Raw genomic sequence first — 23,277 nt, 5'->3', positions numbered from 1 at the left:
ATGGCGCTCGAGACCCACCCCGCCGCGTCGGACCTCTGGCTGCCCCTGCCGGAGGACGGCGCGGCGTGGGAGCCGCACACGATCCACACGCACTACTTCGGCTTCAGCATCCCCGAGGCCGAGATCGGCGCGTTCCTCTACGTCCGCTACCAGCCGGCCTTCCCGCTCTGCCAGGGCGGGGTCTGCCTCTTCCGCGGGCGCGGCAACGTCCAGGTCACCGACATGGACTTCGTCGACTACGAGATGACGATGCCCTGGCCGGCGATCGACGGGCACTCGATCACCACCGCCAACGGGCTGCGCATCGAGCTGCTCGAGCCCGGCCGCGTCGCGCGCATCAGCTACACCAGCAACGACGGACGCACCTCCCTGGACGTCACGCAGACCGCGGTGACGCCGCTCTTCGCCCGCGGGCACGTCATGCCGGGCGAGGACGAGCGCCAGGACGCGTCGATGGCCCCGGGCGGCTCGGAGCAGTTCATGCACGTCACCGGCGAGCTCGTGCTGCGCGGCGAGCGCTTCGCCGTCGACTGCCATGCGCCGCGCGACCGGTCGTGGCGCCAGGTGCGCGTCGAGCGCCAGGGCGCCGTGCCGGTGCCGCCGGTCGGCTGGTCGCCGATGTGGTTCGGCGACGACCTCGTGCTCAGCCAGGTGTCCTTCGAGGCGCCCGACACCGACCCGGCGTGGGCGGGGATCTACCAGGTGCCGCCGGACCGCCCGACCCACCACTTCGCGTGGATCGTCGTGGACGGCGAGGCCCGCGACGTGCGCTCGGTGCGCCGCGACGTGCTCGAGCGCGACCCCTTCACCTACATGGCCCTGCGCCAGGAGCTCGAGCTGGTCGACGAGACCGGCGCCGCGCACCGCTTCAGCGGCGAGGCGCTCGCCACCGCGACGCTGCCGGCCTGGCCCAACGTCTCCTTCCACGACTCCGTCTTCCGCTGGCAGGACGAGCGGGGCCGCACGACCCACGCCAGCTACCAGGAGATCTGGTTCGACGACTTCCAGCGCGCGATGCGCGACCGGTTCCTGGCGGTGGAGGGCGCCGCCTAGCCGGTCGCGTCGACCAGCGGGGGCAGTGGCCGGTTGGCCACCGCCGCCGCCTGGCGGGCGGGGAGGCCGAGGGCCCGCAGGCACATCTCCGCGTAGGCGGTCTCGGCGCCCGGGCCGATGCGCCCGTCGACGATCGCGCGCATGAGCGACAGGGCACCGCCGAGGATCGTCGTGACGGCGAGGTCGACCTGCAGCGGCTTGAGGCGCCCGGCGGCGACGCCCTCCTCGAGGGCGGCGTGGGCGGCGGGCCAGACGGCCGACATGAACAGCGCGTCGGCGTGCTCGAGGTGGACGACGAGCCGCGCGAAGTCGGGGTCCTCGTAGGCCCGGGCGACGAAGCGCCGGATCGCGTTGGACACGAGCTCGGCGGGGTCCTGGTCGGCGCCCGTCGGCCGCGAGACCGTCTCGGCCAGCGCGCTGAGGCTCTCGCCGACGACCGCCTCGACGAGCTCCTCCTTGGAGGCGAAGTGGTTGTAGAAGGAGCCCAGCGCGACGCCGGCGCCCTCGGTGATCTCCTGGATGCGCAGCCCCGCGACGCCCTTCTCGGTGATGAGCTCGCGGGCGGCGTCGAGGAGCCGGCGCCGCGTGCGCTCGCGTCGTCCGACCGGGGCTGCGACCTCCGCCATGGGCCCATCCTGCCACGCCGGGCGGCCGCTGCCCACCCGAAGTTGAAAGACCTTTCAGCTTGCGGGTAGGGTCGTCCGATGACGGGCGAGAGGCCGGTGGCGTGGTCGACCATCAACGCGGGGGAGGCCCTGCCCGGCGTCGTGACGCCGCTGACCTGGAGCTTCTTCGGCGACAACGTCGAGCGGGCGTTCCGCGGGGCGTTCTGCGACCTCGGGGTGCTCAGGGCCTCCGAGGTCCGGGCGCCCGAGCGGCGCGAGGAGCGGATGTGGGACCTCTTCCTCGGCCGGGCCGCGGCCAACCTCGACACCTTCCGCTGGCTGGGCGACCTCATGCCCGGCACGAGCGCCGACGCCATCGAGCAGCAGATCTTCGGCACCGTGCGACCCGGGCTCGAGGACCGCTCGAGCCGGCGCCGCTACCCGGCGGTGGCGGCCAAGGCGCCGCTCGCGGTCGCCCGGGTCGCCGCGCGCCTGCGCGACGCCTCCGCGGAGATCCGTCCGTGGTGGGAGCGCACGACGTTCGACGCGCCGCCCGCGAGCGCCGCCGCCGCCCGCGCCGTCCTCGCCGAGGCCGCGCGGCGCCACGAGGAGGTCATGCGCCCGCACACGCTGGCGGCGATGCTCTGCCAGTCGCTGTACGAGCAGGTCCGCGCGCTGGCCGAGCGGGCGGGCCGGCCGGGCCTCGAGATCCGCCTGGTCACGGGCTACGGCGACATGGCCGAGACCGACGTGGTGGCCGACATGTGGGCGCTCTCGCGCGGGCGCCTGGAGCTCGAGGCGTTCCTGCGCCGCCACGGCTTCCACGGGCCCAACGAGGGCGAGCTGTCGGCGCGCACGTGGCGCCTGCGGCCGGACCCGGTGGAGGCGCTCGCCGCCTCCTACCGCGACCTGCCCGACGAGCGCGAGCCGCGCGCGGTCGAGGCCGGGCGCGCCCTCGAGCGCCGCGCCGCCGAGCAGGAGCTGCTGGGCGCGCTGGCGCCGGTGCGCCGCCCGCCGGCCCGGCTCGTCCTCGCCCTGGCCGGGCGCCTCATCCCGCTGCGCGGCGTCGGCAAGGCGACGTTCCTGCAGTGCTCGGACGTGGCACGGACCGCCGCTCGCGCGCTCGGGCGTGAGCTCGTCGCCGACGGCGTGCTCGACGACCCCGAGGACGTCTTCATGCTCACGCTCGAGGAGCTGCTGGCCCCGGTGCCGGCGCCGGGCCTGCGCGAGGTGGCCGCCGAGCGCCGCGCGGCGCACGAGCGCCACCTCGAGCTCGACCTCCCCGAGTCGTGGGAGGGCGAGCCGGAGCCCCGGCCGCGCGGCGACGGCCGCGGCGCGCGCGAGGAGGTGGTCGTCTCCGGGATCGCCGTGAGCCCCGGCGTCGTCGAGGGCCGCGCGCGGCTCATCGTCGACCCGGACGGCGACGAGGAGCTCGAGCCGGGGGAGGTGCTCGTCTGCCGCACGACGGACCCGAGCTGGGCCTCGGTGATGGTCATGGCCTCGGCGCTGGTCGTCGACATCGGGGGACCGATCAGCCACGGCGCGATCGTCGCCCGGGAGCTGGGCATCCCGTGCGTCACCGGCACGCGGACCGGGACCGCCGCGATCCGCACGGGCGACCTCGTCCGCGTCGACGGGTCGAAGGGGACGGTCGACGTCCTCGAGGCCGTGGGGGCGCAGCCCGCGCCGGCCTAGCCCGGGGCGTGGGCCGGCGCGTGCGCGTAGAGGGCGTGCCAGACCAGGTCCGTGTGCGCGGCGCGCAACCGGTCGAGGTCGTGCTCGGCGCCCAGCCGGCGCAGCTGCTGGTAGGCGCGCTCGCCCATCGCGGTGAGGAAGGTCGCGGTCTCGTCGGCCGGGAGCGCCGCGTCGACCCAGCCCTCGCGCTGGCCGCGCTTGAGGTGCTGGCGCAGCCCGGCGACCCCGCGCGTCGACAGGTCGTGCAGGGCCGCCCCGACGGCGGCGTCGAAGGGCGCCACCTCGTACGCGGCGCTCATCACCACCGCGTGCGGGGCGTAGGCGCGCATCGTCTCGGCGAGCGCCGCGGCGAGCTCCTCGCGCCGGGCGTCCCCGCCGAGCGTGAACCACGCGTCGGCGGCCTGCTCGAGCTCGTCGACGATCTGGCCCAGCCACTCGACGAGCAGGTCGCCCTTGCCCTCGAAGGCCTTGTAGAAGGTCGAGCGCGCCACGCCGGCCTCGGCCAGCAGCTCGTCCACGCTGAGCTCCGTGAAGCTCGCGCCGTCGGCGAGCAGCCGCTCGACCGCGGGCAGGAGCTTCGTGCCCAGCTCGGCCCGGCGACCGCTGCGCGCCGCGGCCCGCCGGTCGGTCGCGCTCACGCGGCCGGCTCCCGGTAGAGGGCGTTCCACAGCAGCGGCGCCAGGGCGGCGGCGGCGCGGTCGGGCTCGGCGGGGGTGCCGGGGCCGGCGAGCTGGTGCAGGCCGCGCTCGAGCAGGGCGCTGACCCACACGGCGATCGGCTCGGGGTCCAGCGAGCGGCGCACGAGCCCGCGCTCCTGGCCGGCGGCGAGGTGCCCGGCGAGCTCCCGCACGAGCTGGTCGAGCCGCGTGTCGAGCAGCTCGCCCAGCCGCGCGTCGTGCGGCGCGGTCTCGGCGATGGCGGCGACGATGACCCGGTGCTGGACGTAGGTCGCGGCGAAGCGTCGCAGGGCGGCTTCGAGGTCGTCCTGGGTCGCTCCGGCCTCCAGGCTCAGCCAGTCGGCGGCGCCGACCAGCAGGTCGTCGACGACGTCCTGGGCGAGCGTGAGCAGCAGGTCGCCCTTGTCCTCGAAGTACACGTAGAACGTCGACCGCGCGACGCCGGCCTCCCGGATGAGCGCCTCGACGGGCAGCTCGGTGAAGCTGCCGCCGTCGTCGAGCAGCGCCTCGAGCGCGGCCAGCAGGCGCCGGCGGATGGCGTCGCGGCGCTGCTCCTGGCGCTCGGCGCGGCTGAGGCGGGGCTTGCGGGTGACCGACGGCACGTGCTGCCCGGGAGCCTAGGCGGGCACCGGGGGGACCGTCCCGATCTCGACCGTCCCGGCGCTGCCGTCGACGGTGATCGTCGCGCCGTCGGGGATGTCGCGCGTGCCCGTGACGGTGTTGATGACGCAGGTCACGCCGAGCTCCCGGGCGACGATCGCCCCGTGGCTCATCTGCCCGCCCGTGTCGATCACGAGCGCGTCGGCGAGCATGAACAGCGGCGTCCAGCTCGGGTCCGTGGTGCGGCACACGAGGATGTCGCCGTCGTCGAGGTCGGCGTCCATGGGGTCGTGGACGACCCGGGCACGGCCCGTGACCCGGCGGCCCACGACGCCGATGCCCTGCAGCGCGCTGGGCGCGTCGGCGGCGGCGCCCTCGTCGGGGTCGACCTCGATGGGCACGGGCGGGCCGGTCCACGACGGGGGCAGGACGAGCTGCGTGTAGCGCTCGTGGCGCTCCCGGCGCTCGGCGACGCGCTCGCGCAGGTCGCCGGACGGCTCGCCCAGGAACTCGTCGAAGGTGAGGAAGAACGCGTCGTCGGGGTCGTCGAGGTGCCCGGCGTCGGCGAGCGCGCGGCCGCCTGCGCGGGCCGCGCAGCGGGCCCCGTCGAGGGCGTGCAGGAACGCGGCCTTGCCGATCTCGCGCAGCGGGATGTAGCGACCGGCCAGGCGCATGGTCAGCCGGGCCGCCGGACGCCGGGCGGCGGCGAGGCCGGCCAGCAGCCGGGCCTCGGCCTCCTGCCGGCGTGCGAGCTGCTGGACCTCGCGCTCGCGCGGGTTGGCCATGTCCTTCTTGGCGTAGGAGGCGAGGATCGCGTCGAGCGGCGCCCGGTCCTCGCGCCAGGTGCGGCTGGAGAGGTCGCCCTCGTCGGGCCCGTGGTAGCCGTGGCGGTGCAGCAGCGCCTCGATGGCCAGGCGCCCCTGCGAGGCCGACCACAGGTCCTCGATGAGCTCGGTCTCCTCCATGGACCCGTAGCCCGTCGCGAGGTCCATCGCCAGCGCCCGGTCGCCGACGGCCTTCTCGGCCAGCGCGCCGAGCTGGTCCAGCAGCGCGCTGGCCAGCAGCGTCGTCGTCGCGTGCAGCACCCCGACCTCGATGAAGCGGTCGGCCGACGCGCGCAGCAGCGCCTGGGCCTCGGCGAGGTCGCGCGGCGGGTGGTCGAGGACGGCGTCCTGCCACCACGTGCGAAACCGGGCGCGCATCGGGCGCAGCTCGCGCGGCGGCCGCCGGGCGGCGCGCGGCAGCTTGACCGCGACGACGGGGTAGCGTCGCAGCGCCGACAGCGGCTTGCGCGACGGCTCGCCGACGGGCGCCTTGCCGAAGAGCTTCTCCTCGATGACGTCGCCCGAGCTGCCCGGCATGCCGTCGCCGATCCGGCGGAAGACCTCGATGTTGCCCGCGGCCCGCCCGAAGAACATGCCGCTCATCCGCTCGTCGGCGCTCGCCGGCACCGGCACCTCCCGGGCGGGGAGGACGCCCAGCGCGCCGAAGGTCCGGCGCACCGAGGTCTCCATGGAGAGCGACCACATGCCCCAGCTCAGGGGCTTCTGCACCCCCTGGATGGCCTCGGCGAAGTTCACGGTGGTCCAGCGCACATGCTCGGACGTGGCCATGTGCACCGGATTGGGCGGCTCGGCGGACACCGGGTTCCTGTCGTTCGGGGACGGCATGTTCGAACAGCATGTGTACCGCACCGGACCGCCGCGGCACAAGCACCGGACCGCCGCCTGAGAAAAAAAGACACACGCTGTCCGAACACCGTGTACCGTCGGCAGCCATGTACAAGATGAACGGCCTCGAACCGGACGTCCTGGTGGTGGGCGCCGGCCACAACGGGCTGACGGCCGCCTGCTACCTGGCCAAGGCCGGACGGGCGGTCACGGTGCTGGAGGCCTCGCCGACCGTCGGCGGGATGATCAGCACCAACCCGGTGATCGCGGGCGCCCCCGGGCACCTCGTCAACGAGGGCGGCATCCAGGCCTCGCTGTTCCGCGCGACGCCCATCGAGCGCGACCTCGAGCTGCGCCGCCACGGCCTGGTCCAGCTGCCGGCCGACCCGTTCCACGTCCACGTCGACAAGGACACGGGCGCCTCCCTGGCGTTCTGGGAGGACCCCCGGCGCACCGCCGACGAGCTGCTCCGGTTCTCGCGCAAGGACGCCGCCGCCTACCTCGACTTCGCGCGCAGCCTCGACGCGGCGATGGACCTGGCCATCCCGTTCATGCTCAGCCACCCCACGCGGCCCGATCCGCGCACGGTGCTCGCCGCCCTGCCGACGGCGGTGCGCCGGCGCAAGGACCTCTGGCCACTGACGCAGTTCCTCACGACCTCCCACGAGCAGTTCATCACCGAGCGCTTCGACCACCCGCTCGTCCGCGGCGCGCTCGCGTCGATGCCGCCGTTCTGCTGGATGAAGCAGGACGGCACGGCCTGGGGGCTCATCTACGTCGGCATGTGCCACCGGACGGGGTCCACGCGCTTCCAGGGGGGCACGGGCGCGCTGACCGACGCGCTGCACTCGTGCCTCACCGAGCTCGGCGGCCAGGTCCGCACGTCGGCGAAGGTCGAGACGCTGCTCGTGGAGGGCGAGCGCGTCGTCGGCGTGGTCCTCGACGACGGCGAGGAGCTGCGCGCGGGCCACGTCATGGCGACCTGCAGCCCGAAGGCGACGCTCGCGCAGATGCTGCCCAAGGGGCTGCTGCCCGACCACCTGCAGCGCCGGGCCGACAGCATCCCGACCGCCGTGCTGGAGACCGGGACGCTGAAGATCGACGTCGCCGTCTCGGGCCGGCTGGAGATCGCCGAGAAGATCCGGACGTGGCGCGACGACGGGCTGGACCTGCGCAAGCCCATCGTGAGCTGGCAGACCTTCGAGGAGCACGTGCAGGCGTGGGACGAGACGGTGGGCGGGCGCTGGCCTGATCCGATCTGCTTCATCGGGATCGTGCCCTCGGCCATCGACCCGACCCAGGCGCCCGAGGGCCAGGACACGTTCTGGCTGTGGTCGGGCATCACGCCGATGCACCCGCAGGAGCCCTGGGAGGCGGTGCGCGACGCGATCGGCGACCGCGTCCTGGCCGACTGCGCCGAGGTCTACGAGGGCCTCGACAGCCTGGAGGTCGGGCGTCGCGTCTTCCACGTCTCCGACCTCGAGGAGCGCTTCCACGTGCCTGACGGCAACGTCTACCACGTGGAGCCCGCGGCGGCCCGCTTCGGCCCGCTGCGCCCGGCCCAGGGCTTCGGCGCCTACGAGACCCCGGTCCCGGGGCTGTGGATCAGCGGCGCGGGCACGCACCCCACCGGCGGGATCAGCGGCATCCCCGGCTACGTGGCGGCGCGGACGTTCGTGCAGCGCACCGGCGACGGTCAGGGCAGCGGGGCGGCGCGTCGCCTGCGCCGCCTGGTGACGGCGGGGTAGCGGCCGTGCTCGTCCGCCTCGACGGGACGGTCGGCCTGGGCCGCGAGCTGCTCGGCGGCAAGGCCTGGGGGCTCAACCGCATGCGCGCGCTCGGCCTGCCGGTGCCGCCCGCCTTCTGCCTGCCCACGACCGCGTGCTCGGCCTTCCACGCGGCCGGCGGCGTGCTGCCCGACGGCGCGCGCGAGGCGCTGCACGAGGGCGTCGCCTGGCTCGAGGGCGAGCTCGGGCGGACCTTCGCCGGCGGCGCGGTGCCCATGCTGCTGAGCGTCCGCTCGGGCGCCGCGCGCAGCATGCCCGGGATGATGGACACCGTGTTGAACCTCGGCCTCGCGCCGGCGGTGCAGGAGCGCGTGGCGCAGGCCACCGGGGACGCCGCGTTCGCCGCCGACAGCCGCCGCCGCTTCGTCGAGCAGTTCACGAAGGTCGTCGGCCACGCGCCGCCCGACGACCCGTGGCAGCAGCTCGCCGACGCCGCGGCGGCCGTCTTCGCCTCCTGGCACTCCGAGCGCGCGCAGACCTACCGCCGCCACCACGGGCTCCCGGACGACGGCGGCACCGCCGTCACCGTCCAGGCGATGGTCTTCGGCAACCTCGACGACCGGTCGGGCACCGGCGTGCTGTTCAGCCGCAACCCCCTGACCGGCGCCCCCGAGCCCTTCGGCGAGTACCTGCCGCGCGGCCAGGGCGAGGACGTCGTGTCGGGCCGCCACGACCCCCTGCCGCTCAGCGAGCTCGGCGCGCGCGAGCCCGCGCTGCTCGAGGAGCTGCTCGCCGCCGCCCGCCGCCTCGAGCAGGACGGCCGCGACGTCCAGGACGTGGAGTTCACCGTCGAGGCGGGCCGGCTGTGGCTGCTGCAGACGCGAGCCGCCAAGCGCTCGCCCGAGGCGACCGTCCGCCTCGCGGTGGCCCTGGCCCAGGAGGGGCTGCTGACGCCCGCCGAGGCCCTGGGTCGGGTGGGCAAGGCCGACGTCGACGCGCTGCTGCGCCCGCACGTCCCGGCCGAGGCGCGCGCCGGCGCCGAGCTGCTGGCCTCCGGCGAGCCGGCCTGCCCCGGCGTCGCGTCCGGCCTCGTGGCCGTCGACGCCGAGGAGGCCGAGGACCTCGCCGACGAGCGCGAGGTCGTGCTCGTGCGCCCCACGACCGACCCCGACGACGTGCACGGCATGATCGCCGCGACGGCCATCGTGACGGAGCTGGGCGGGTCCACCTCCCACGCCGCCGTCGTCAGCCGCGAGCTCGGCCGTCCGTGCGTCGTCGGCTGCGGCGCGGGCACCGTCGACCGCCTGCGCGGCAAGGTCGTGACCGTCGACGGCGGCCGCGGCGAGGTGTACGCCGGCGAGCTGCCGACGGTCGCCACGAGCGTCGACGAGGACCCCGACCTGCGCACGCTGCGGGCGTGGGCCGACGAGCACCCCGACGTGGCGACGCCGCTGCGCTCCGCGACGCCCGACGCGGCGCCGGCGCCGGCGCCGGCCGAGCAGGACGCCACGGCGCAGGGGCCCGGCGCCCCGCTCCTGGCACTGCTCGACCGCCTGCGCGCGGCGGAGGACGTCCGTGGCCTCTTCGCGCAGGGCGCCGACCTCGCCCGCCAGGTCCTCGGGTTCGACCGCGCGCTCGTGCTGACCGTCGGCCCGACCCGGCTCACCGCCGAGGACAGCGGCGCGCTGGCCGACCCGGCGAGCGACCGCCTGCGCCGCCAGGTGCTCGCCCGGCCCGTCGCCCTCCAGGCGCGCACCGTCGAAGCCGCGGCGCTGGGTCGCGGCGGCACGGGCGCGTGGACCGCGAGCACCCTCGCGGAGGAGCTCGAACTGCGGGCCTTCGCGCTGGGCGCCGTCAGCCCGTCGGGCACGCCGCTGGCGGTGCTCGTCGTCGACCGCGACGGGCCCGAGGTCACCGACGCCGAGCACGCGTCGGTCGTCGACCTCGCCGGCGTCCTGGGCGTCGCCCTCGAGCAGGTGCTCCTGCGCCGGCGCGTGCGGGAGGTCACCAGCGAGCTGCGCCACCTCACGGCCTCGGCCCAGGCGCTGTTCTCCGAGCTCGAGCACGCGGCCCTCGAGCTGCCGTCGGGCCCGGGCCTGCGTCCCCTCTTCGCGTGGGACGGCCAGCCCGACGCGCCGGCGACCGAGACACCGCTCAGCGACCGCGAGCGGGACATCCTCCGCGGGATGGTCGCGGGACGCTCCAACCGCGAGATCGCGGAGGAGCTCGTCCTGTCGCCCGAGACGGTGAAGGGCCACGTCGCCCGGATCCTGCGCAAGCTCGGGGCCGCCAACCGCGTGGAGGCGGTGAGCCGGTACCTCGCGATGGCCGGTGCAGGGCGGCCCTAGGTGACGGTGCCCGTCGACGAGCGCATGCGCCGCGAGGTCGCGGGCGCCGACCGGCTCGCCGGGGCGCTCGAGGCTGCGCTGCGCACCGACGAAGGCCTGCGCGCGCGGCTGTGCCACGCGCGGACGAGCGTCGCGTTCCGCCTCGCCGGCGACGGCCGCGCGGTGACGCTCCTGCTCGACCGCGACGAGCCCGCGGTCGTCCTCGACGAGCCCGCCGAGGTGACGGTGCAGCTCGACGGCGCGGCGGCCGAGCGGCTCGCCGAGGGACGCCTCGCGCTGCCCGCCGCGGTGGTCTCCGGCGCGGTGCGGGCCGAGGGCCCGGCGCTGCGCCTGCTCGAGGTGGAGCCGATGCTGCGCACCGCCCTGCGCGCGGTGGCCGAGGAGCGCGGCGCGCCGGTGACGCAGGAGACGCGGCCGGCCCCGCCGCCGGCCACGGCCGCGGGACCCCTCGACCCGTCGCTGCTGGCGATCGAGACGCGCGACCTGCGCAAGGCGTTCGGGCCGACGACGGTGCTCAGCGGCCTGGACCTCCAGGTGCCCGCGGGCGTCGTCTCCGTCGTGCTCGGTCCCTCCGGGACGGGCAAGAGCGTCCTGCTCCAGCACGTCATCGGCCTCATGCGCCCCGACGGCGGCGAGGTCCTCATCCGGGGCCGCGCGCTGAGCCGCATGAGCCGCGCCGAGGTCCTGGACCTGCGCAGCGAGATCGGGGTCATGTTCCAGGACGGCGCCCTGTTCAGCGCGATGGACGTCTACGACAACGTCGCCTTCCCGCTGCGTCAGCACACCGACCTCGACGAGGACGAGGTGCGCCAGGTCGTCGAGCGCCACCTCGCCGACGTGGGCCTGCTCGGCGCCGCGCACCGGATGCCCAACCAGCTCTCGGGCGGCATGCGCAAGCGCGCGGGCCTGGCGCGCGCGCTGGTCATGGACCCCGGCATCGTGCTGTGCGACGAGCCCGACTCGGGGCTGGACCCCGTGCGCACCGCGCTGCTGGGCGACCTGCTCGCCGACCAGCACGCGCAGTACGGCGGGACGATGGTCGTGGTCACCCACGACGTCGCGCTGGCCCGCCGCATCGCCGACCACGTCTCGATCGTCTGGCGCGGGCAGGTGCTCGAGAGCGGCCTCGCCGACGCGGTCTTCGCCTCCGAGACGCCGTTCGTGCGCCAGTTCCTCTCGGGCACCGCGCGCGGGCCGCTGGGGATGGACGCGTGAACGGCCCGATCGCCACCCCCGAACGGCCCGACCGGGTCTAGCAGTCGGACATGCTGTCCGGATAGCGTCGCCACGAGGGTCATGGGAGCAGGGAGGACCACCAGCGCCGCAGCAGGAGGCGGCAACCCGTACCGGCACGGCTTCGCCGCGGGCGCGGTCGCGACGTCCCCGGGCCAGCGGCTCAGGACGATGGGCGAGATGGGCGCGCTCGCCGTGCGCGTCCTGCGCCTGGCCGTCACGCCGCCGTTCCCGTGGCTGCGCGAGGCGGTCACCGACGTCGCCCAGGCCTACCGGCGCTGCATCGTGCCGCTGGCCCTCTCGCACTCGGTCTACCTCATCGGCTTCGGGATCATCCTCTTCGGCGGGATCCTCGACGACCTCGGCGTCTCCGACCGCGAGGGCGGGACGGTCTTCATCATCTGGAGCCGCGAGATCGCGACCTGGATCACCGGCATGCTCTTCGCCGGCGTCGTGGGCAGCGCGGTCACCGCCGACCTCGGCGCGCGCAAGATCCGCGAGGAGCTCGACGCCATGGCCGTGCTGGGCGTCGACCGCCTGCGGGCGCTCATCGTCCCGCGCGTCGTCGGGATGACGCTCGCGATGCCCGTGCTGGCGTTCATCAGCCTGCTGATGGTCAACGTCGTCAACTGGGCCATCGCGCCGGGGTACTTCGGCTTCTCCGACGGCGTCTTCCTCGACTCGCTGGCCAACATCATCCAGCCGTCGGACCTCTGGCTGACGATGCTGCTCAAGAACGCCCTGATCGGGCTCTTCGTCGGCGTCGTGGCCTGCTACAAGGGCCTCGCGTCCAAGCCGGGCGCCGAGGGCGTGGGACGCGCGGTCAACGAGACCGTCGTCATCACCTTCTTCGGGATCTGGCTGTTCGACGTCGTCTTCAACCTCGCGTACTTCACGGTCTTCCCCGACGTGTCGGCGCTGCGCGGCTGATGGCGGCGACCGCCCCCGACCCGCAGGCCGCCGCGCCGCTCGCCGAGCGCCCGCCCGCGCGCGTCGGCCCCCGCACGTCGACGCTCGCCGAGGCGGGGCAGATGACGAGCTTCGCCGGCCAGGCGCTGCGGGCGCTCCCGGGATCGCTGACCTACGTCTCGGAGGGGATGCGCCAGGCGTCCCTGATGATGCGCGGGACGCTGCCGCTGATGTTCAGCATGCAGCTCTTCCAGGGCTTCGTCGTCGGGACGTTCGGCTTCTTCCTGCTGCGCGGCATCGGCGCCGGTGACTTCTTCGGGCTGGTGACGGGGATCGTCGGGCCGCGCCAGGTGGCGGCGACGATGTTCGGCTACGTCTTCGCCGCGAAGGTCTGCTGCGGCATCGCCGCCGAGCTCGGCGCGATGAAGATCCAGCAGGAGGTCGACGCGCTCGAGTCCACGGGCGTGGACCCGCAGCGCTACCTCGTCGGCACGCGCCTGGTCGGGGTGCTGCTCTTCGCGCCGGTGGCGGCGGTCGTCTCGATGATGGCCAACGTCCTCGGGGCCTACCTCATCGTCGTCGTCCTGCTCGACGGCCTCTCGGGCCACACGCTCATGTCGCTGCACTGGGCGGTGCAGGGCTTCGGCGACACGGTCTTCGTCATCGTCACCTGCACGACGATCGCCGTGACGACCGCGCTGGTCGCCTGCTTCTACGGACTGCGCACCACGGGCGGCCCGGCCGCCGTCGGCGCGTCGGTGGCACGCTCGCTGGTCGTCAACCTCGTGGTGCTCCACGTCATCGCCGCGTTCTTCGCGGTCATGGTGTTCGGCACCGACAACAACCTCCCGATCGGCGGCTGAGCGGTGGGCGCGCGGACCCTGCTGCGCCTCGCGGCCGTCGTGGCGGCCGGGCTGGTCGTCGTGGTGCTGGCGCGTGGCGGCGGCGACGAGCAGCGCCACCGCTTCACGGTGACCGTGGCCGAGGCGACGAACGTCGTCGAGGGCCAGCTCATCCGTCAGGCCGGCGCCGAGGTCGGGCGCGTGGTGTCGATCGACCCGGTCCGGGGCGGGCGCGACGCCCGGCTGGAGCTCGAGGTCGACGACGCGGCGTGGCCGATCCCGCGCGGCTCGCGGATGACGCTGCGCTGGGGCGGCACCGCGAACTTCGGCAACCGCTACATCGCCCTGGCGCCCGGCCGGGGCGGCGGCTCGATGGTGCAGGAGGGCGGACGGTTCCCGGCCGCGCGCTTCGCCCTGCCGGTCGAGTTCGACGAGCTCCTCGCGACCTTCCCCGAGCGCGTCCGCGGCGACGTGCGGCGGATGCTCGCCAGCGCGGGTCCCGCGCTCCTGCGGGCCCGTCCCGGCCTGCGCGCCACGCTGCGCAAGGCCCCGCCGGCGCTCGCGGAGGCCAGCGCGCTGGTGCGCGACCTCGACGGCGAGCACGTCGCCCTGCGCACGATGGTCCGCTCCGCCGACCGGGTGCTCCTGGCGGTCGACGACGCGCAGCCCGGCGTGAAGGCCCTCGTCGAGGGTGCGGCGGGGACGTTCGACGCGATCGCCGACGAGACCCGCGGCCTGCAGGCGGCGCTGGACCGGGCGCCGGCGACCTTCCGCACCGTGCGCGGCACGCTGGCCGACGCCGACGGGACGCTCGAGCGCGCCCGGGCGGTCACCGCGCGGATCGCCCCCGGCGTCGCCGAGGTCCAGCGCACCGCCGCGCCGCTGGACGGGCTGCTGGGCGCGGTGCGCCGCGCCGGGCCGGACGCGACGGCCACGCTCGCCACCGCGCGCCGGGCCGTCCCCGACGTCGACCCGCTGCTGGACCACGTCACCGACCTCGCGCCACAGCTGCGCTCGGCCGGCGCGGAGGCCGTCGAGGCGCTGCGGTGCATCCGGCCGTTCACCCCGGAGATCAACACCTTCTTCTCGAACTGGGGCGACTTCTTCTCGGGCACCGACGGCAAGGACAAGCTCATCCGCGCGCAGGTCCAGAACTACCTGCCGGCCTTCAGCAACGCCTCGCCGTACAACGCCGCGCAGGCGGCCAAGCTGTTCTCCGGGCTCGAGTACGGCTTCCCGCGGCCGCCGGGCACGAACGCCGGCCAGCCCTGGTTCCTGCCGGAGTGCGGCGCCGGCCCCGACGCGCTGGACCCCAACAAGGACCCCGAGATCCGGCCCGCCGACCAGGTCTTCAGCGTCCCGAAGCTCCTCCCGATCGTCCGCGTCCCGCGGGAGGGCGGGCGATGAGCGCCGGGCGGCTGGCCGCCGCGCTCCTGGCCCTCGTCGCCGTCGCCGTGGGCGCCGTGGTGCTCCTGGGCGGCGACGACGACCGCTACGTCGTGCGCGTGCCGCTCACCAACGCCGGCGGCCTGCAGGACGGCTCGGCCGTGCGCATCGCCGGGATCGACCGCGGTCGCGTCGACCTCCGCCTCGAGCCGGGCGACCGCGTCGTCGCCGAGCTCGAGCTCGAGGACGGTGCCGGGCCCGTCGGCCGCGACGCCTCGGTGGCCGTCGTCTCGGCCAACTTCCTGGGTCTCAAGCGGGTGGAGCTGGACCCGGGCGACGCCCGGCGCGCCCCGGTGCCCAGCGGGACGACGGTGCCCGCCGACCGCGTCACGACGCCCACGGACCTCGACCAGGTCCTCGGGGTCTTCGACGCCGACACGCGCACCCGCGCGCAGGTCCTGCTCACGGAGGCCGGCGAGGCCGTCGTCGGTCGCCGGGTCGACATCCGCAAGCTGCTCGAGCAGTTCCCGGTCGGCCTCGAGGACGCCTCGGCGGTGCTCGCCCAGCTGCGCGCCGACGACCGCACGATGGACGACCTGCTCGCCCGCAGCGGCCGCTTCGTGCGCGAGGTCACCCGCGAGCGGCGCGCGCTCACGCGGATGGTGGACACGGTCGGCGACACCGCGCAGACCGTCGCCGCGCGTCGCGCCCAGCTGCGCACCACGCTCGCCCGGGCGCCGCAGACGCTGCGCACCCTGCGCGGCTTCCTCGGTGACCTCGAGACCACGACGAAGGACCTCGGGCCGGCCGCGCGGGAGATCGCCGCCGCCGCCCCGCCGCTGGCCGCGACGCTGCGCGAGGTCGACGGCTTCCGCGAGGCGGCCGCGCCGACGCTCGACGTCGCCACGGACGCCGGCCCCGACCTGTCGCGCCTGGCCACCAAGGCGACGCCCGTCCTGCGCCGCGCCCGCCCGACGGCCCAGGCGGTGGCCGGCATGGCGCAGTCCCTCAAGCCGGTGAGCGACACGCTCGACGGCAGCGCCGACAACATCATCGCCATCCTCGAGAACTGGTCGCGCGCGATCCAGTTCCGCGACGGCCTCGGCCACGTCTTCCGCGGGGAGGCGTCGGTGAGCCCCGACCTCGTGCTCACCATGGTCGACCGGCTCACCAAGGGCCAGGAGAAGCGGCGCGAGCAGGCCAAGGCGCCGGCCGCCCCCGACCGTCGCGCCCCGGCCCGTCCCGACGCGCGGCGCCCTGACGTCGTCAAGGACCTCGTCGAGCGGCTGCCGTCGGTCAAGCAGCCGCTGCTGCCGAAGGTCGGCGAGACGGTGCAGCGCCTGCCCGGCGGCGAGGTCCTCAAGGGCGTCACCGACGCCGTCGACGGCGTGCTCAAGGACCTGACCGGCCGTGGCCACGACGACGGACGCACGCTCGACGGCGGCCTCCTCGACCTCCTCCTGGGACCGTGAGCCGCCTGCGAGCCACCACCCGGCGCGTGCGCCGCTACGACGACGAGCCGCCCGTCCGGGTCCTCGGCCGCGGCGTCGCCGTGCTCGTCCTGCTCGCGGCGTTCGGCTGGCTGTCGGTGAAGCTCTACGACGGCGTCCCGGGGCGCGACTACCGGTTCGTCGACGCCCAGGTGCCCCAGGTCGGCAACCTCATCTCCCACGACCCGGTGCGCCTGGGCGGCGTGCGGGTCGGCCAGGTCAAGGCGGTCGACAGCGGCCCCGGCGGGACCGGCCGCCTCGAGCTCCAGATCGAGCCGGGCACCGACCTGCGCGCCGACACCGGCATCCGCATCCGCGCCAACGGCCTGCTGGGCTCGCGCTACGTCGAGCTGCTGCCGGGGCGCAGCCGCGAGCCGCTCGCCGACGGCCGGGCCATCGTGGGTGGGCACGACACGCTGACCTACGGCGCCACGGACGCCCTGGACGTCCTGGACCGCGAGACGCGCGGCGCCCTGCGCCCGCTCGTCGGCGAGCTGGGCACCGGCCTGGCCGGCCAGGGGCGCAACGTCAACGACCTCCTGCGGGCCGGCGCCCGCGAGATCGGTCCGACCTCCGAGCTGTTCGCCGCGCTGCGCACCGACGCCACCGCGCGGCTGCTGCCGTCGCTGCACGCGGCGCTCGTCCCGCTCGACGACCGCCGCGTCGCCCTGAGCGCGCTGCCCGCCGCCGCGAGCGACGCGCTGACCCCGTTCGTCACGGAGCGCGACGCGACGCGGGCCACGCTCGACGCCGCCCCCGGGGCGCTGGCCGCCGCCCAGGCCGGCCTCGGCGCGGGGCGTCCGCTGCTCGTGGCGGCGCAGGGCCTCTCGCGGGCGGCTCGCCGCGTGCTGCCCGACGCGCCGGGCGCGCTGCGGGCCACCCGCGCGCTGCTCGCCGAGGCCCAGGACCCGCTGCGCAAGGCCCGCCCGCTGCTGGCCGAGGTCGAGCCCACGGTGCCGGCCGCCCTGCGGGTCACGTCGGCCGCCGACCCGCTGCTCAAGCCGGTCGTCGGGCTCGCGGACGACCTGCGCCGGATGGCCGACCAGCTCGCGCCCTACGGCTGCGACATCAAGAACTTCGGGGCGGTGTTCCGCAGCATGACCGGGCTCGGCGCGCGGGCCCCGGGCGGGCCCAACGGCGCGCCGATGCAGTTCCGCCTCCAGATCGCCGCGCCGGTCCCGACCGAGGCGCTGAGCATGCAGGACACCACCGGCCTGGTCGTGCGCGACGGCTACCCGGACCCGTGCGAGTACCTGGCCAAGCCGTACCCGATCATCGACAAGCCGCAGGCGCTGGCGCGGAGGGGACGCTGATGGCGCGCCTGCCCGTCGACCGCGACGTCCTGCGCGGGGCCACGATGCTCGGCGTCGTGGTGCTCGTCATCGCGGCCGGGCTCTCCGGAGCGCTCGTCGGCCTGCTCTCCGGCGCCGACACGCACACCGTCCGCGCGGTGTTCGCCGACGGCCAGCAGCTCAAGCAGGGCAGCGAGGTGCGCATCCAGGGCGTCCCGGCGGGCGAGGTGCGCGACGTCGAGCTCAACCCCGGCGGGCGCGACGCGACCGTGACCATGGACGTCGAGGACGAGGCCGGCCCGCTCTACGCCGACGCGGGCGCCGTCCTGCGGTTCAAGTCCGTGCTCGGTGGCACGTTCTACGTCGACCTCGAGCGCGGCTCGCGCGCCCGCGGTCCGCTCTCGGGGACCATCCCCGTCGCCCGCACCGCGCGCCAGACCGAGGTCGACGACGTCACCGCAGCGGTGCAGGGGCGGGCGCGCCAGGGGCTGCAGACGCTCCCGCGCGAGACCGCGGAGGCGCTCGCCGACGCCGACGCGCCCGGCCGCCTCCTGGACACCGTCGCCCGCGTGGCGCCCGACGTGCGCCGCGGCGTGGGCGCCCTGCGCGGCCAGCAGCTCGACCGCGACCTGCGCGGCCTGGTGCGCGGGGTCGCGAGCACCGTGCGCAGCCTGGACGCGCCCGACGACGGGCTGCGCCGCACCGTCGCCGGCGCCGCCGCGACGCTGGCCACCACCGCCGCCCGCGCCGGCGAGCTGCGCGCCACGCTCCAGCGCGCGCCCGGCACCGCGCGCGAGGTGCAGAGCACCCTGACGCGGCTGGGCGCGACGCTCGACCTCGCCGACCCGCTGCTCGCGAGGCTCGAGGGGCCCGCCGGCCAGGTCGCGCCGACCTTCCGCGAGCTGCGGCCCGCCGTCGTCGAGGCCGACCGCCTCGTCGACCGCGCGGTCCCGCTGCTGCGCGCGCTGCGCCCCGCGGCCTCGTCGCTGGCGGGCACCGCCCGGCGCGGGCTGCCGCTGGTCAAGGACCTCACGCCGAGCGTGGAGCGCCTCGACCGGACGATCCTGCCGTACCTCAACGAGGTCGACCCGCAGACCAAGCGCTCGACCGCGGTGATGATCGGCGGCACGTTCACCGGCCTGGCCTCGGGCGCCGGGGGCCAGATGGACGCCAACGGGCACTTCATCCGCTTCCCGGCGACCGTCGGCAGCTCGCCGCTGAACTCGCTGCCCTGCCAGATCTACCTCATGAACCCCGACGCGGCCCAGGTCGCGGCGTGCAACTCGCTGCAGGAGGCGCTGGCCACGTTCATGGGCTACCAGCCGCTCGGCCCGACCCCGGGCACCGAGCCGGCGAGCGCACGGAGGGCGCGCAAGCCGTGATCGACCCGCGGACCCGTCGCACGAGGGGCCTCAACCAGGCGCGCCTGCGCCTCGAGGCCACCCGCTCGATGCGCCCGGCAGTCGCCGTGGCGCTCGGCCTCGCCCTGGGCGTCGGCCTGCTGCTCTTCATCCTGGCGCGCGTCAACCCGAACGCGCTCACCGACACCTCGCAGGTGCGCTTCGCCGTCGACGACGTCACGGCGGTGCAGGAGGGCCTCAACGACGTCAAGCTCAAGGGCGTCCCGATCGGCACGGTCAAGGAGGTCGAGGTCCGCGGCGACCAGCCCGTGCTGCGCGTCGAGGTGCGCGACGAGTTCGGCCCGATCTTCAAGGACGCCCGTGCCGAGCTGCGCCCGACGACCGCGCTGCAGGACATGTACCTGGACGTCGTCGACCGCGGCCACCCGTCGGCCGGCGTGGCCGACCCCGACGAGCCGCTGGCGCCGTCGCAGACGAAGCTGCCGGTCAACGTCTCCGACGTCCTCAACGTCTTCGGCCCCAGCCAGCGCCTGCGGCTGCGCACGCTGCTCGACGACCTCGGCAACGGGATGGCCGACCGCGGCCGCTCGCTGCGCGCGCTGGTCGTCCAGCTCGTGCCGTTCATCCACAACGCGGGCGAGATCTCCCGGCAGCTCGCGCGCCGCGCGCCGAAGGTCCGCCGCCTCGTGCACGACACCGCCGTCCTCACGCAGGAGGTCGGTCGCCGCCAGGAGGCGCTGCGCAAGCTCGTGCGCGACGGCGCCACGACGCTCGGGACCCTGCAGGACGGCCGCGGCGACCTCGACGCGACGCTGCGCGAGCTGCCGCCCGCGCTCGCCGCGGTGGACGCGTCCTTCACGGCCACCCGCGGCGTCCTCGGGGACGTCGACGGCGCGCTGCGCGCGCTCTCGCCCGTCGCCGGGCAGCTGCCGCAGAGCCTCACCGGCCTGCGCCGCCTGGCCGGCGACCTGCGCCCGGCGATCCGCGCGCTGCGCGCGCCGGTCGGCGACCTCGTCCCGCTCGCCCGCGAGCTGCGCCCGTTGGCCGCCGACCTCGACCGCGCCGTCGACCAGCTCGCGCCGCAGGCCGACACCGTCGACAAGGTCACCCGCAACCTGGCCAGCTGCAAGGAGGGCGTCCAGGGCTTCTTCCAGTGGAACGCGTCGATCTCGAAGTTCGGCGACGCGCGCGGACCCATCCCGCGCGGCAACGTCGTGCTCGGCGCGCAGTCCAGCAGCCTGCTCAACGACCCGGGCGAGGTCGCGCCGCAGGCGTGCACCCCCGGCAAGGTCATCGGCGGGCGCGTCCCGACCGCGAAGGACATGCACTGATGCAGCAGGGCAGCCCCGGGCGCTTCGCCAACCACCTCGCCGTCTTCGTCGTCGGGCTCGTCGTCGCCGTCGGGACGTTCGTCGGCTCGCTCATGCTGTCGGGGGACGTCGGCGGCGGCGAGGTCACGAAGGTCCGCGCGCTCGTGCCGACCTCGTCGGCGCTGGGCAAGGGCTCGCGCGTGACGATGGCCGGCGCGAAGGTCGGCCGGGTGGCCGACGTCTCGCGCCAGGGCTACGCGACGCTGCTCGAGCTCGACATCACCGACGAGCGCGTGCTGCCGGTGCCGGCCGACTCGCGCGTGACGCTGCGCCAGCGCACGCCGGTCGGCGAGAACTACGTCGAGCTGACGCCCGGGAGCTCGTCGCGGGCGCTGGGCGAGGACGACGTCCTCCCGGTCGGCCAGGCCGACGAGTACGTGGACGTCGACCAGCTGCTCTCGGTCCTCCAGGGCCCGGGGCGGACCGGCGCGCGTCAGCTCGTGCGGGGCCTGGGCCGGGCGGTCGAGGGCCGCGGCGACGGGCTGAACCGCACGCTCGGCGAGGCCTCCCAGGTGGTCCAGCACGGAGGCTCGGTCTTCGGGCTGCTCAGCGAGGACCGCCGGCAGCTGGCGCGGCTCGTCGACCGCCTCGGGCGCGTGACCGCCGCCGTGGGCGAGCGGGGCGCGGCCGTGCGCGTCACGGCCGACCGCGGGCTCGCGGCGCTGCGCGCGGTCGGTGCGCGCGACGCGGCGCTGGCCCGCACGCTGGACGAGCTGCCCGCGACGCTCGGGCAGGTGCAGCGCACGAGCGGGACGCTGCGCGCCGCGGCGACGACCGCCACGCCCGTCGTGCGCCGGCTCGCCGACACGGTCGACGACCTGCGCCCCGCGGTGCAGGCCCTGCGCCCCGCCGCCCAGCAGGGCCGCAACGCGGTGCGCGAGCTCGGGCGCGTGAGCGGTCCGCTGCAGGGCACGCTCGAGCGGGTGCAGCGCCTGTCCTCACCGCTCTCCGGCGCGCTGCCGCAGCTGCGCAGGACGGTCTGCGAGCTCGCCCCGATGGTCCGCTACACCGAGCCCTACACCAAGGACGTCATCGCGGCGGTCACGGGCCTGGGCTCGGCCTCGAACTCCTACGACGCCATCGGCCACCTGATCCGCCTCACGCCGATCGTCGGGGAGAACTCGCTGGCCGGCCTGCCCGACTCGGTGACCAAGGCGGCCTACACGCTGCTGCGCAGCGGCCTGCTGGGCCGGCAGATGGGGCTCACCTGGAACCCCTACCCCAAGCCCGGGATGGTCGGCAAGGACGGCGCGACCCCCGACGGGCCGCGCATCAGCGGCCCGGAGGCCCTGGCGAAGTCGGGCTACGTCTTCCCGCGCATCCACGCGGACTGCTAGCGGTAGCCGCTGCCGATGAAGAGGCCGTCGACCACGGCCTGGCGCGTGTCCTGCGGGCGGATGACGTCGTGGATGAAGGACTGCGTCGCCGCCTGCCACGGGGCGAAGGCGGAGTGCACGTCGGCCTCCAGCTCGGCCGCCAGCGCGCGCGCCGCGTCCTCGCCGTCGCGCTCGCGGACCTCGCGCAGCCGCCGGGCGTGGACGACCTGGACGGCGTTGTCGGCGGCCATGAACCCGATCTCGGCGTTGGGCCACGCCACGACGTAGTCGGTGCCCATCGACGGGCCGGCCAGCGCGATGTAGCCGAAGCCGAACGCCTTGCGCAGGATGACGGTGACCTTCGGCACGGGCGAGCGGGCCACGGCGGTGAAGAGCTCCATGAGCCGGCGGGCGACGCTCTGGCGCTCGGCGTCCTCGCCGACCATGACGCCGGGCATGTCCTGCAGCGTGACGAGCGGCAGGCCGAAGCCGTTGCAGAGGTCCAGCAGCCGCGTGGCCTTCACGACCGCGGGGACGTCGAGCACGCCGCCGCGGAACTTCGGCTGGTTGGCCAGGACGCCGACCGGCTGGCCCTCGACGCGGGCCAGGCCGACGACGACGCTGCGGGCGAACTCCGGGTGCAGCTCGAAGAACGAGCCGCCGTCGACGACGGCGTCGATGACCTTGCGCACGTCGTAGCCGCGCCGCCCGCGGTCGGGCACGACCTCCAGCAGCGCCTCGCCGGGGGTCGTGGGCGCCACGGGCGCGGCGACCGGCGCCGGCCGGGAGGCGTTCGAGGGCAGGTAGGACAGGAAGCGGCGCACCGAGGCGATCGCGTCGGCCTCCGTGGCCTCGAGCCGGCTGACCACGCCGGTGGTGCGCACGGTCATCGCCGGTCCGCCGAGGTCGTCGTGCGTCGTGGCGGCGCCGGTGGAGGACCCGACGAGCGACGGCCCGGAGAGCGCGACCGAGCAGCCCTCCGCCATCGCCACGTAGTCCGAGGAGCCCGCCCAGAACGCCGGGTCGCCGTAGGCGTTGCCGAGGATGGCCGTCACGCGCGGGATGCGGTCGCCCGTCACGCGCACCCCGAGGAAGTGCTCGCCCTCGTCGGTGCCGGCCGAGGCGCCGAAGTCCGAGCCGAGGAGGTCGGGCAGGCGCCCGCCGTTGGCGTCGCCGAGCATCACGAGCGGGTAGCCCTTGCGCCCGGCCAGGCTCATGATCTGGCCCTGCTTGCGCGAACCGACCTTCCCGGTCGTGCCCGCGAGCACCGTCGCGTCGTTGGCGATGACGCAGACCTTGCGCCCGTCGACGGTCCCGACGCCGGTGACCGACGCGTCGGCCGCCGCGCGCTCGCCGACCTCGGGCCGGTCGGAGTGGGCGAGCATGCCGAGCTCGACGAACGAGCCCTCGTCGAGCAGCAGGGCGACCCGCTCGCGGGCGGTGAGCCGGCCGCGCGCGTGGTGGGCGGCGACCCGCTCGGGGCCGCCCATGGCCAGCGCGAGGGCGCGGCGGCGCTCGAGCTCGGCGAGGCCCTGGGCCTTGGTGACCTCGCCCGGCGCCGGGGCGTCGGAGGACGGGGTGGTGGGGACGGGCGTCTCAGACATGTGGTCCGGACATTGTGTCCTAGTCCCGCGGCGGCCGCCACCACGAAGCGGTGGGTTGCCGCTTGACTCACAATCTGGACACTGAGTACGGTCAGCCTG

18 protein-coding genes are annotated in these 23,277 nt (G+C 75.6%); 13 read left to right on the top strand and 5 right to left on the bottom strand.

Annotated features, from left to right (window positions below; translation table 11 throughout):
* Positions 1–1,053: a tyrosine protein kinase gene (locus JUB12_RS06795; RefSeq protein WP_205698868.1), complete on the top strand. Its 1,053-nt coding sequence runs from the start codon at positions 1–3 to the stop codon at positions 1,051–1,053.
* On the opposite strand, the gene JUB12_RS06790 is transcribed toward JUB12_RS06795, so the two are convergent.
* Positions 1,050–1,679, bottom strand: a complete 630-nt coding sequence (locus JUB12_RS06790) for a TetR/AcrR family transcriptional regulator (RefSeq protein WP_205698867.1) — start codon at positions 1,677–1,679, stop codon at positions 1,050–1,052. The two genes, JUB12_RS06795 and JUB12_RS06790, sit on opposite strands and share 4 nt — an antisense overlap.
* Before the next feature lie 78 nt (positions 1,680–1,757).
* Between JUB12_RS06790 and JUB12_RS06785 the strand changes: the two genes are divergently transcribed.
* Complete coding sequence (locus JUB12_RS06785) at positions 1,758–3,353, top strand: PEP-utilizing enzyme (RefSeq protein ID WP_205698866.1); 1,596 nt, start codon at positions 1,758–1,760, stop codon at positions 3,351–3,353.
* Here JUB12_RS06785 and JUB12_RS06780 read toward each other — a convergent pair.
* From JUB12_RS06780 to JUB12_RS06770, 3 genes are read right to left on the bottom strand one after another with little or no spacing between them, the layout of a single operon-like run.
* Positions 3,350–3,991 carry a TetR/AcrR family transcriptional regulator gene (locus tag JUB12_RS06780; RefSeq protein ID WP_205698865.1) on the bottom strand — a complete coding sequence of 214 codons (642 nt, stop codon included), beginning with the start codon at positions 3,989–3,991 and terminating at the stop codon, positions 3,350–3,352. The two genes, JUB12_RS06785 and JUB12_RS06780, sit on opposite strands and share 4 nt — an antisense overlap.
* On the bottom strand, positions 3,988–4,632 hold the full coding sequence (locus JUB12_RS06775) for a TetR/AcrR family transcriptional regulator (RefSeq protein ID WP_205698864.1): 645 nt from the start codon (positions 4,630–4,632) through the stop codon (positions 3,988–3,990). Before JUB12_RS06775 ends, JUB12_RS06780 begins: the two co-directional genes overlap by 4 nt.
* 15 nt (positions 4,633–4,647) lie before the next feature.
* Positions 4,648–6,243, bottom strand: coding sequence for a PEP-utilizing enzyme (locus JUB12_RS06770; RefSeq protein ID WP_205698863.1), 1,596 nt, complete (start codon positions 6,241–6,243; stop codon positions 4,648–4,650).
* Between the two features lie 164 nt (positions 6,244–6,407).
* On the opposite strand from JUB12_RS06770, the gene JUB12_RS06765 reads away from it, so the two are divergent.
* The 11 genes from JUB12_RS06765 to JUB12_RS06715 all read left to right on the top strand — a co-directional run bounded on the left by JUB12_RS06765 (position 6,408) and on the right by JUB12_RS06715 (position 21,595).
* Positions 6,408–8,048, top strand: coding sequence for an NAD(P)/FAD-dependent oxidoreductase (locus JUB12_RS06765; RefSeq protein WP_205698862.1), 1,641 nt, complete (start codon positions 6,408–6,410; stop codon positions 8,046–8,048).
* Positions 8,049–8,053: 5 nt separating this feature from the next.
* On the top strand, positions 8,054–10,375 hold the full coding sequence (locus tag JUB12_RS06760; RefSeq protein ID WP_205698861.1) for a pyruvate, phosphate dikinase: 2,322 nt from the start codon (positions 8,054–8,056) through the stop codon (positions 10,373–10,375).
* Complete coding sequence (locus JUB12_RS06755; RefSeq protein ID WP_205698860.1) at positions 10,376–11,590, top strand: ABC transporter ATP-binding protein; 1,215 nt, start codon at positions 10,376–10,378, stop codon at positions 11,588–11,590.
* An 81-nt stretch (positions 11,591–11,671) separates the two neighbouring features.
* Complete coding sequence (locus tag JUB12_RS06750; protein ID WP_205698859.1) at positions 11,672–12,538, top strand: ABC transporter permease; 867 nt, start codon at positions 11,672–11,674, stop codon at positions 12,536–12,538.
* Complete coding sequence (locus tag JUB12_RS06745; RefSeq protein WP_205698858.1) at positions 12,538–13,380, top strand: ABC transporter permease; 843 nt, start codon at positions 12,538–12,540, stop codon at positions 13,378–13,380. The genes JUB12_RS06750 and JUB12_RS06745 overlap by 1 nt, the downstream gene beginning before the upstream one ends.
* Positions 13,381–13,383: 3 nt before the next feature.
* Complete coding sequence (locus JUB12_RS06740) at positions 13,384–14,766, top strand: MlaD family protein (RefSeq protein ID WP_205698857.1); 1,383 nt, start codon at positions 13,384–13,386, stop codon at positions 14,764–14,766.
* Positions 14,763–16,217 carry an MlaD family protein gene (locus JUB12_RS06735; RefSeq protein WP_205698856.1) on the top strand — a complete coding sequence of 485 codons (1,455 nt, stop codon included), beginning with the start codon at positions 14,763–14,765 and terminating at the stop codon, positions 16,215–16,217. The genes JUB12_RS06740 and JUB12_RS06735 overlap by 4 nt, the downstream gene beginning before the upstream one ends.
* The gene (locus JUB12_RS06730; RefSeq protein WP_205698855.1) at positions 16,214–17,548 is read left to right on the top strand and encodes an MlaD family protein; all 1,335 of its coding nucleotides are present in this window, start codon (positions 16,214–16,216) and stop codon (positions 17,546–17,548) included. Before JUB12_RS06735 ends, JUB12_RS06730 begins: the two co-directional genes overlap by 4 nt.
* Positions 17,548–18,909 (top strand): MlaD family protein, encoded by a 1,362-nt coding sequence (locus tag JUB12_RS06725; protein ID WP_205698854.1) that lies wholly within the window; start codon positions 17,548–17,550, stop codon positions 18,907–18,909. Before JUB12_RS06730 ends, JUB12_RS06725 begins: the two co-directional genes overlap by 1 nt.
* Entirely contained in the window at positions 18,906–20,219 is a 1,314-nt protein-coding gene (locus JUB12_RS06720) for an MlaD family protein (RefSeq protein WP_205698853.1), read from the top strand. Before JUB12_RS06725 ends, JUB12_RS06720 begins: the two co-directional genes overlap by 4 nt.
* The gene (locus JUB12_RS06715) at positions 20,219–21,595 is read left to right on the top strand and encodes an MlaD family protein (protein ID WP_205698852.1); all 1,377 of its coding nucleotides are present in this window, start codon (positions 20,219–20,221) and stop codon (positions 21,593–21,595) included. The genes JUB12_RS06720 and JUB12_RS06715 overlap by 1 nt, the downstream gene beginning before the upstream one ends.
* Here the strand turns inward: JUB12_RS06715 and JUB12_RS06710 are convergent.
* Complete coding sequence (locus JUB12_RS06710; RefSeq protein WP_205698851.1) at positions 21,592–23,178, bottom strand: acyl-CoA carboxylase subunit beta; 1,587 nt, start codon at positions 23,176–23,178, stop codon at positions 21,592–21,594. The genes JUB12_RS06715 and JUB12_RS06710 overlap by 4 nt on opposite strands.
* Between the last annotated feature and the right edge of the window lie 99 nt (positions 23,179–23,277).

It is taken from the genome of Conexibacter sp. SYSU D00693 (genome assembly GCF_017084525.1).
GTDB lineage: Bacteria > Actinomycetota > Thermoleophilia > Solirubrobacterales > Solirubrobacteraceae > Baekduia.
This window is presented reverse-complemented; position numbering and strand designations above follow the sequence as displayed.

What these genes read in the sequence shown, in the direction of transcription:
- JUB12_RS06710 (WP_205698851.1), bottom strand. Translation starts at nt 23,178, where the DNA reads ATGTCTGAGACGCCCGTCCCCACCACCCCGTCCTCCGACGCCCCGGCG.
- JUB12_RS06785 (WP_205698866.1), top strand. Translation starts at nt 1,758, where the DNA reads ATGACGGGCGAGAGGCCGGTGGCGTGGTCGACCATCAACGCGGGGGAG.
- JUB12_RS06795 (WP_205698868.1), top strand. Translation starts at nt 1, where the DNA reads ATGGCGCTCGAGACCCACCCCGCCGCGTCGGACCTCTGGCTGCCCCTG.
- JUB12_RS06735 (WP_205698856.1), top strand. Translation starts at nt 14,763, where the DNA reads ATGAGCGCCGGGCGGCTGGCCGCCGCGCTCCTGGCCCTCGTCGCCGTC.
- JUB12_RS06715 (WP_205698852.1), top strand. Translation starts at nt 20,219, where the DNA reads ATGCAGCAGGGCAGCCCCGGGCGCTTCGCCAACCACCTCGCCGTCTTC.
- JUB12_RS06745 (WP_205698858.1), top strand. Translation starts at nt 12,538, where the DNA reads ATGGCGGCGACCGCCCCCGACCCGCAGGCCGCCGCGCCGCTCGCCGAG.
- JUB12_RS06770 (WP_205698863.1), bottom strand. Translation starts at nt 6,243, where the DNA reads ATGGCCACGTCCGAGCATGTGCGCTGGACCACCGTGAACTTCGCCGAG.
- JUB12_RS06725 (WP_205698854.1), top strand. Translation starts at nt 17,548, where the DNA reads ATGGCGCGCCTGCCCGTCGACCGCGACGTCCTGCGCGGGGCCACGATG.
- JUB12_RS06750 (WP_205698859.1), top strand. Translation starts at nt 11,672, where the DNA reads ATGGGAGCAGGGAGGACCACCAGCGCCGCAGCAGGAGGCGGCAACCCG.
- JUB12_RS06765 (WP_205698862.1), top strand. Translation starts at nt 6,408, where the DNA reads ATGTACAAGATGAACGGCCTCGAACCGGACGTCCTGGTGGTGGGCGCC.
- JUB12_RS06790 (WP_205698867.1), bottom strand. Translation starts at nt 1,679, where the DNA reads ATGGCGGAGGTCGCAGCCCCGGTCGGACGACGCGAGCGCACGCGGCGC.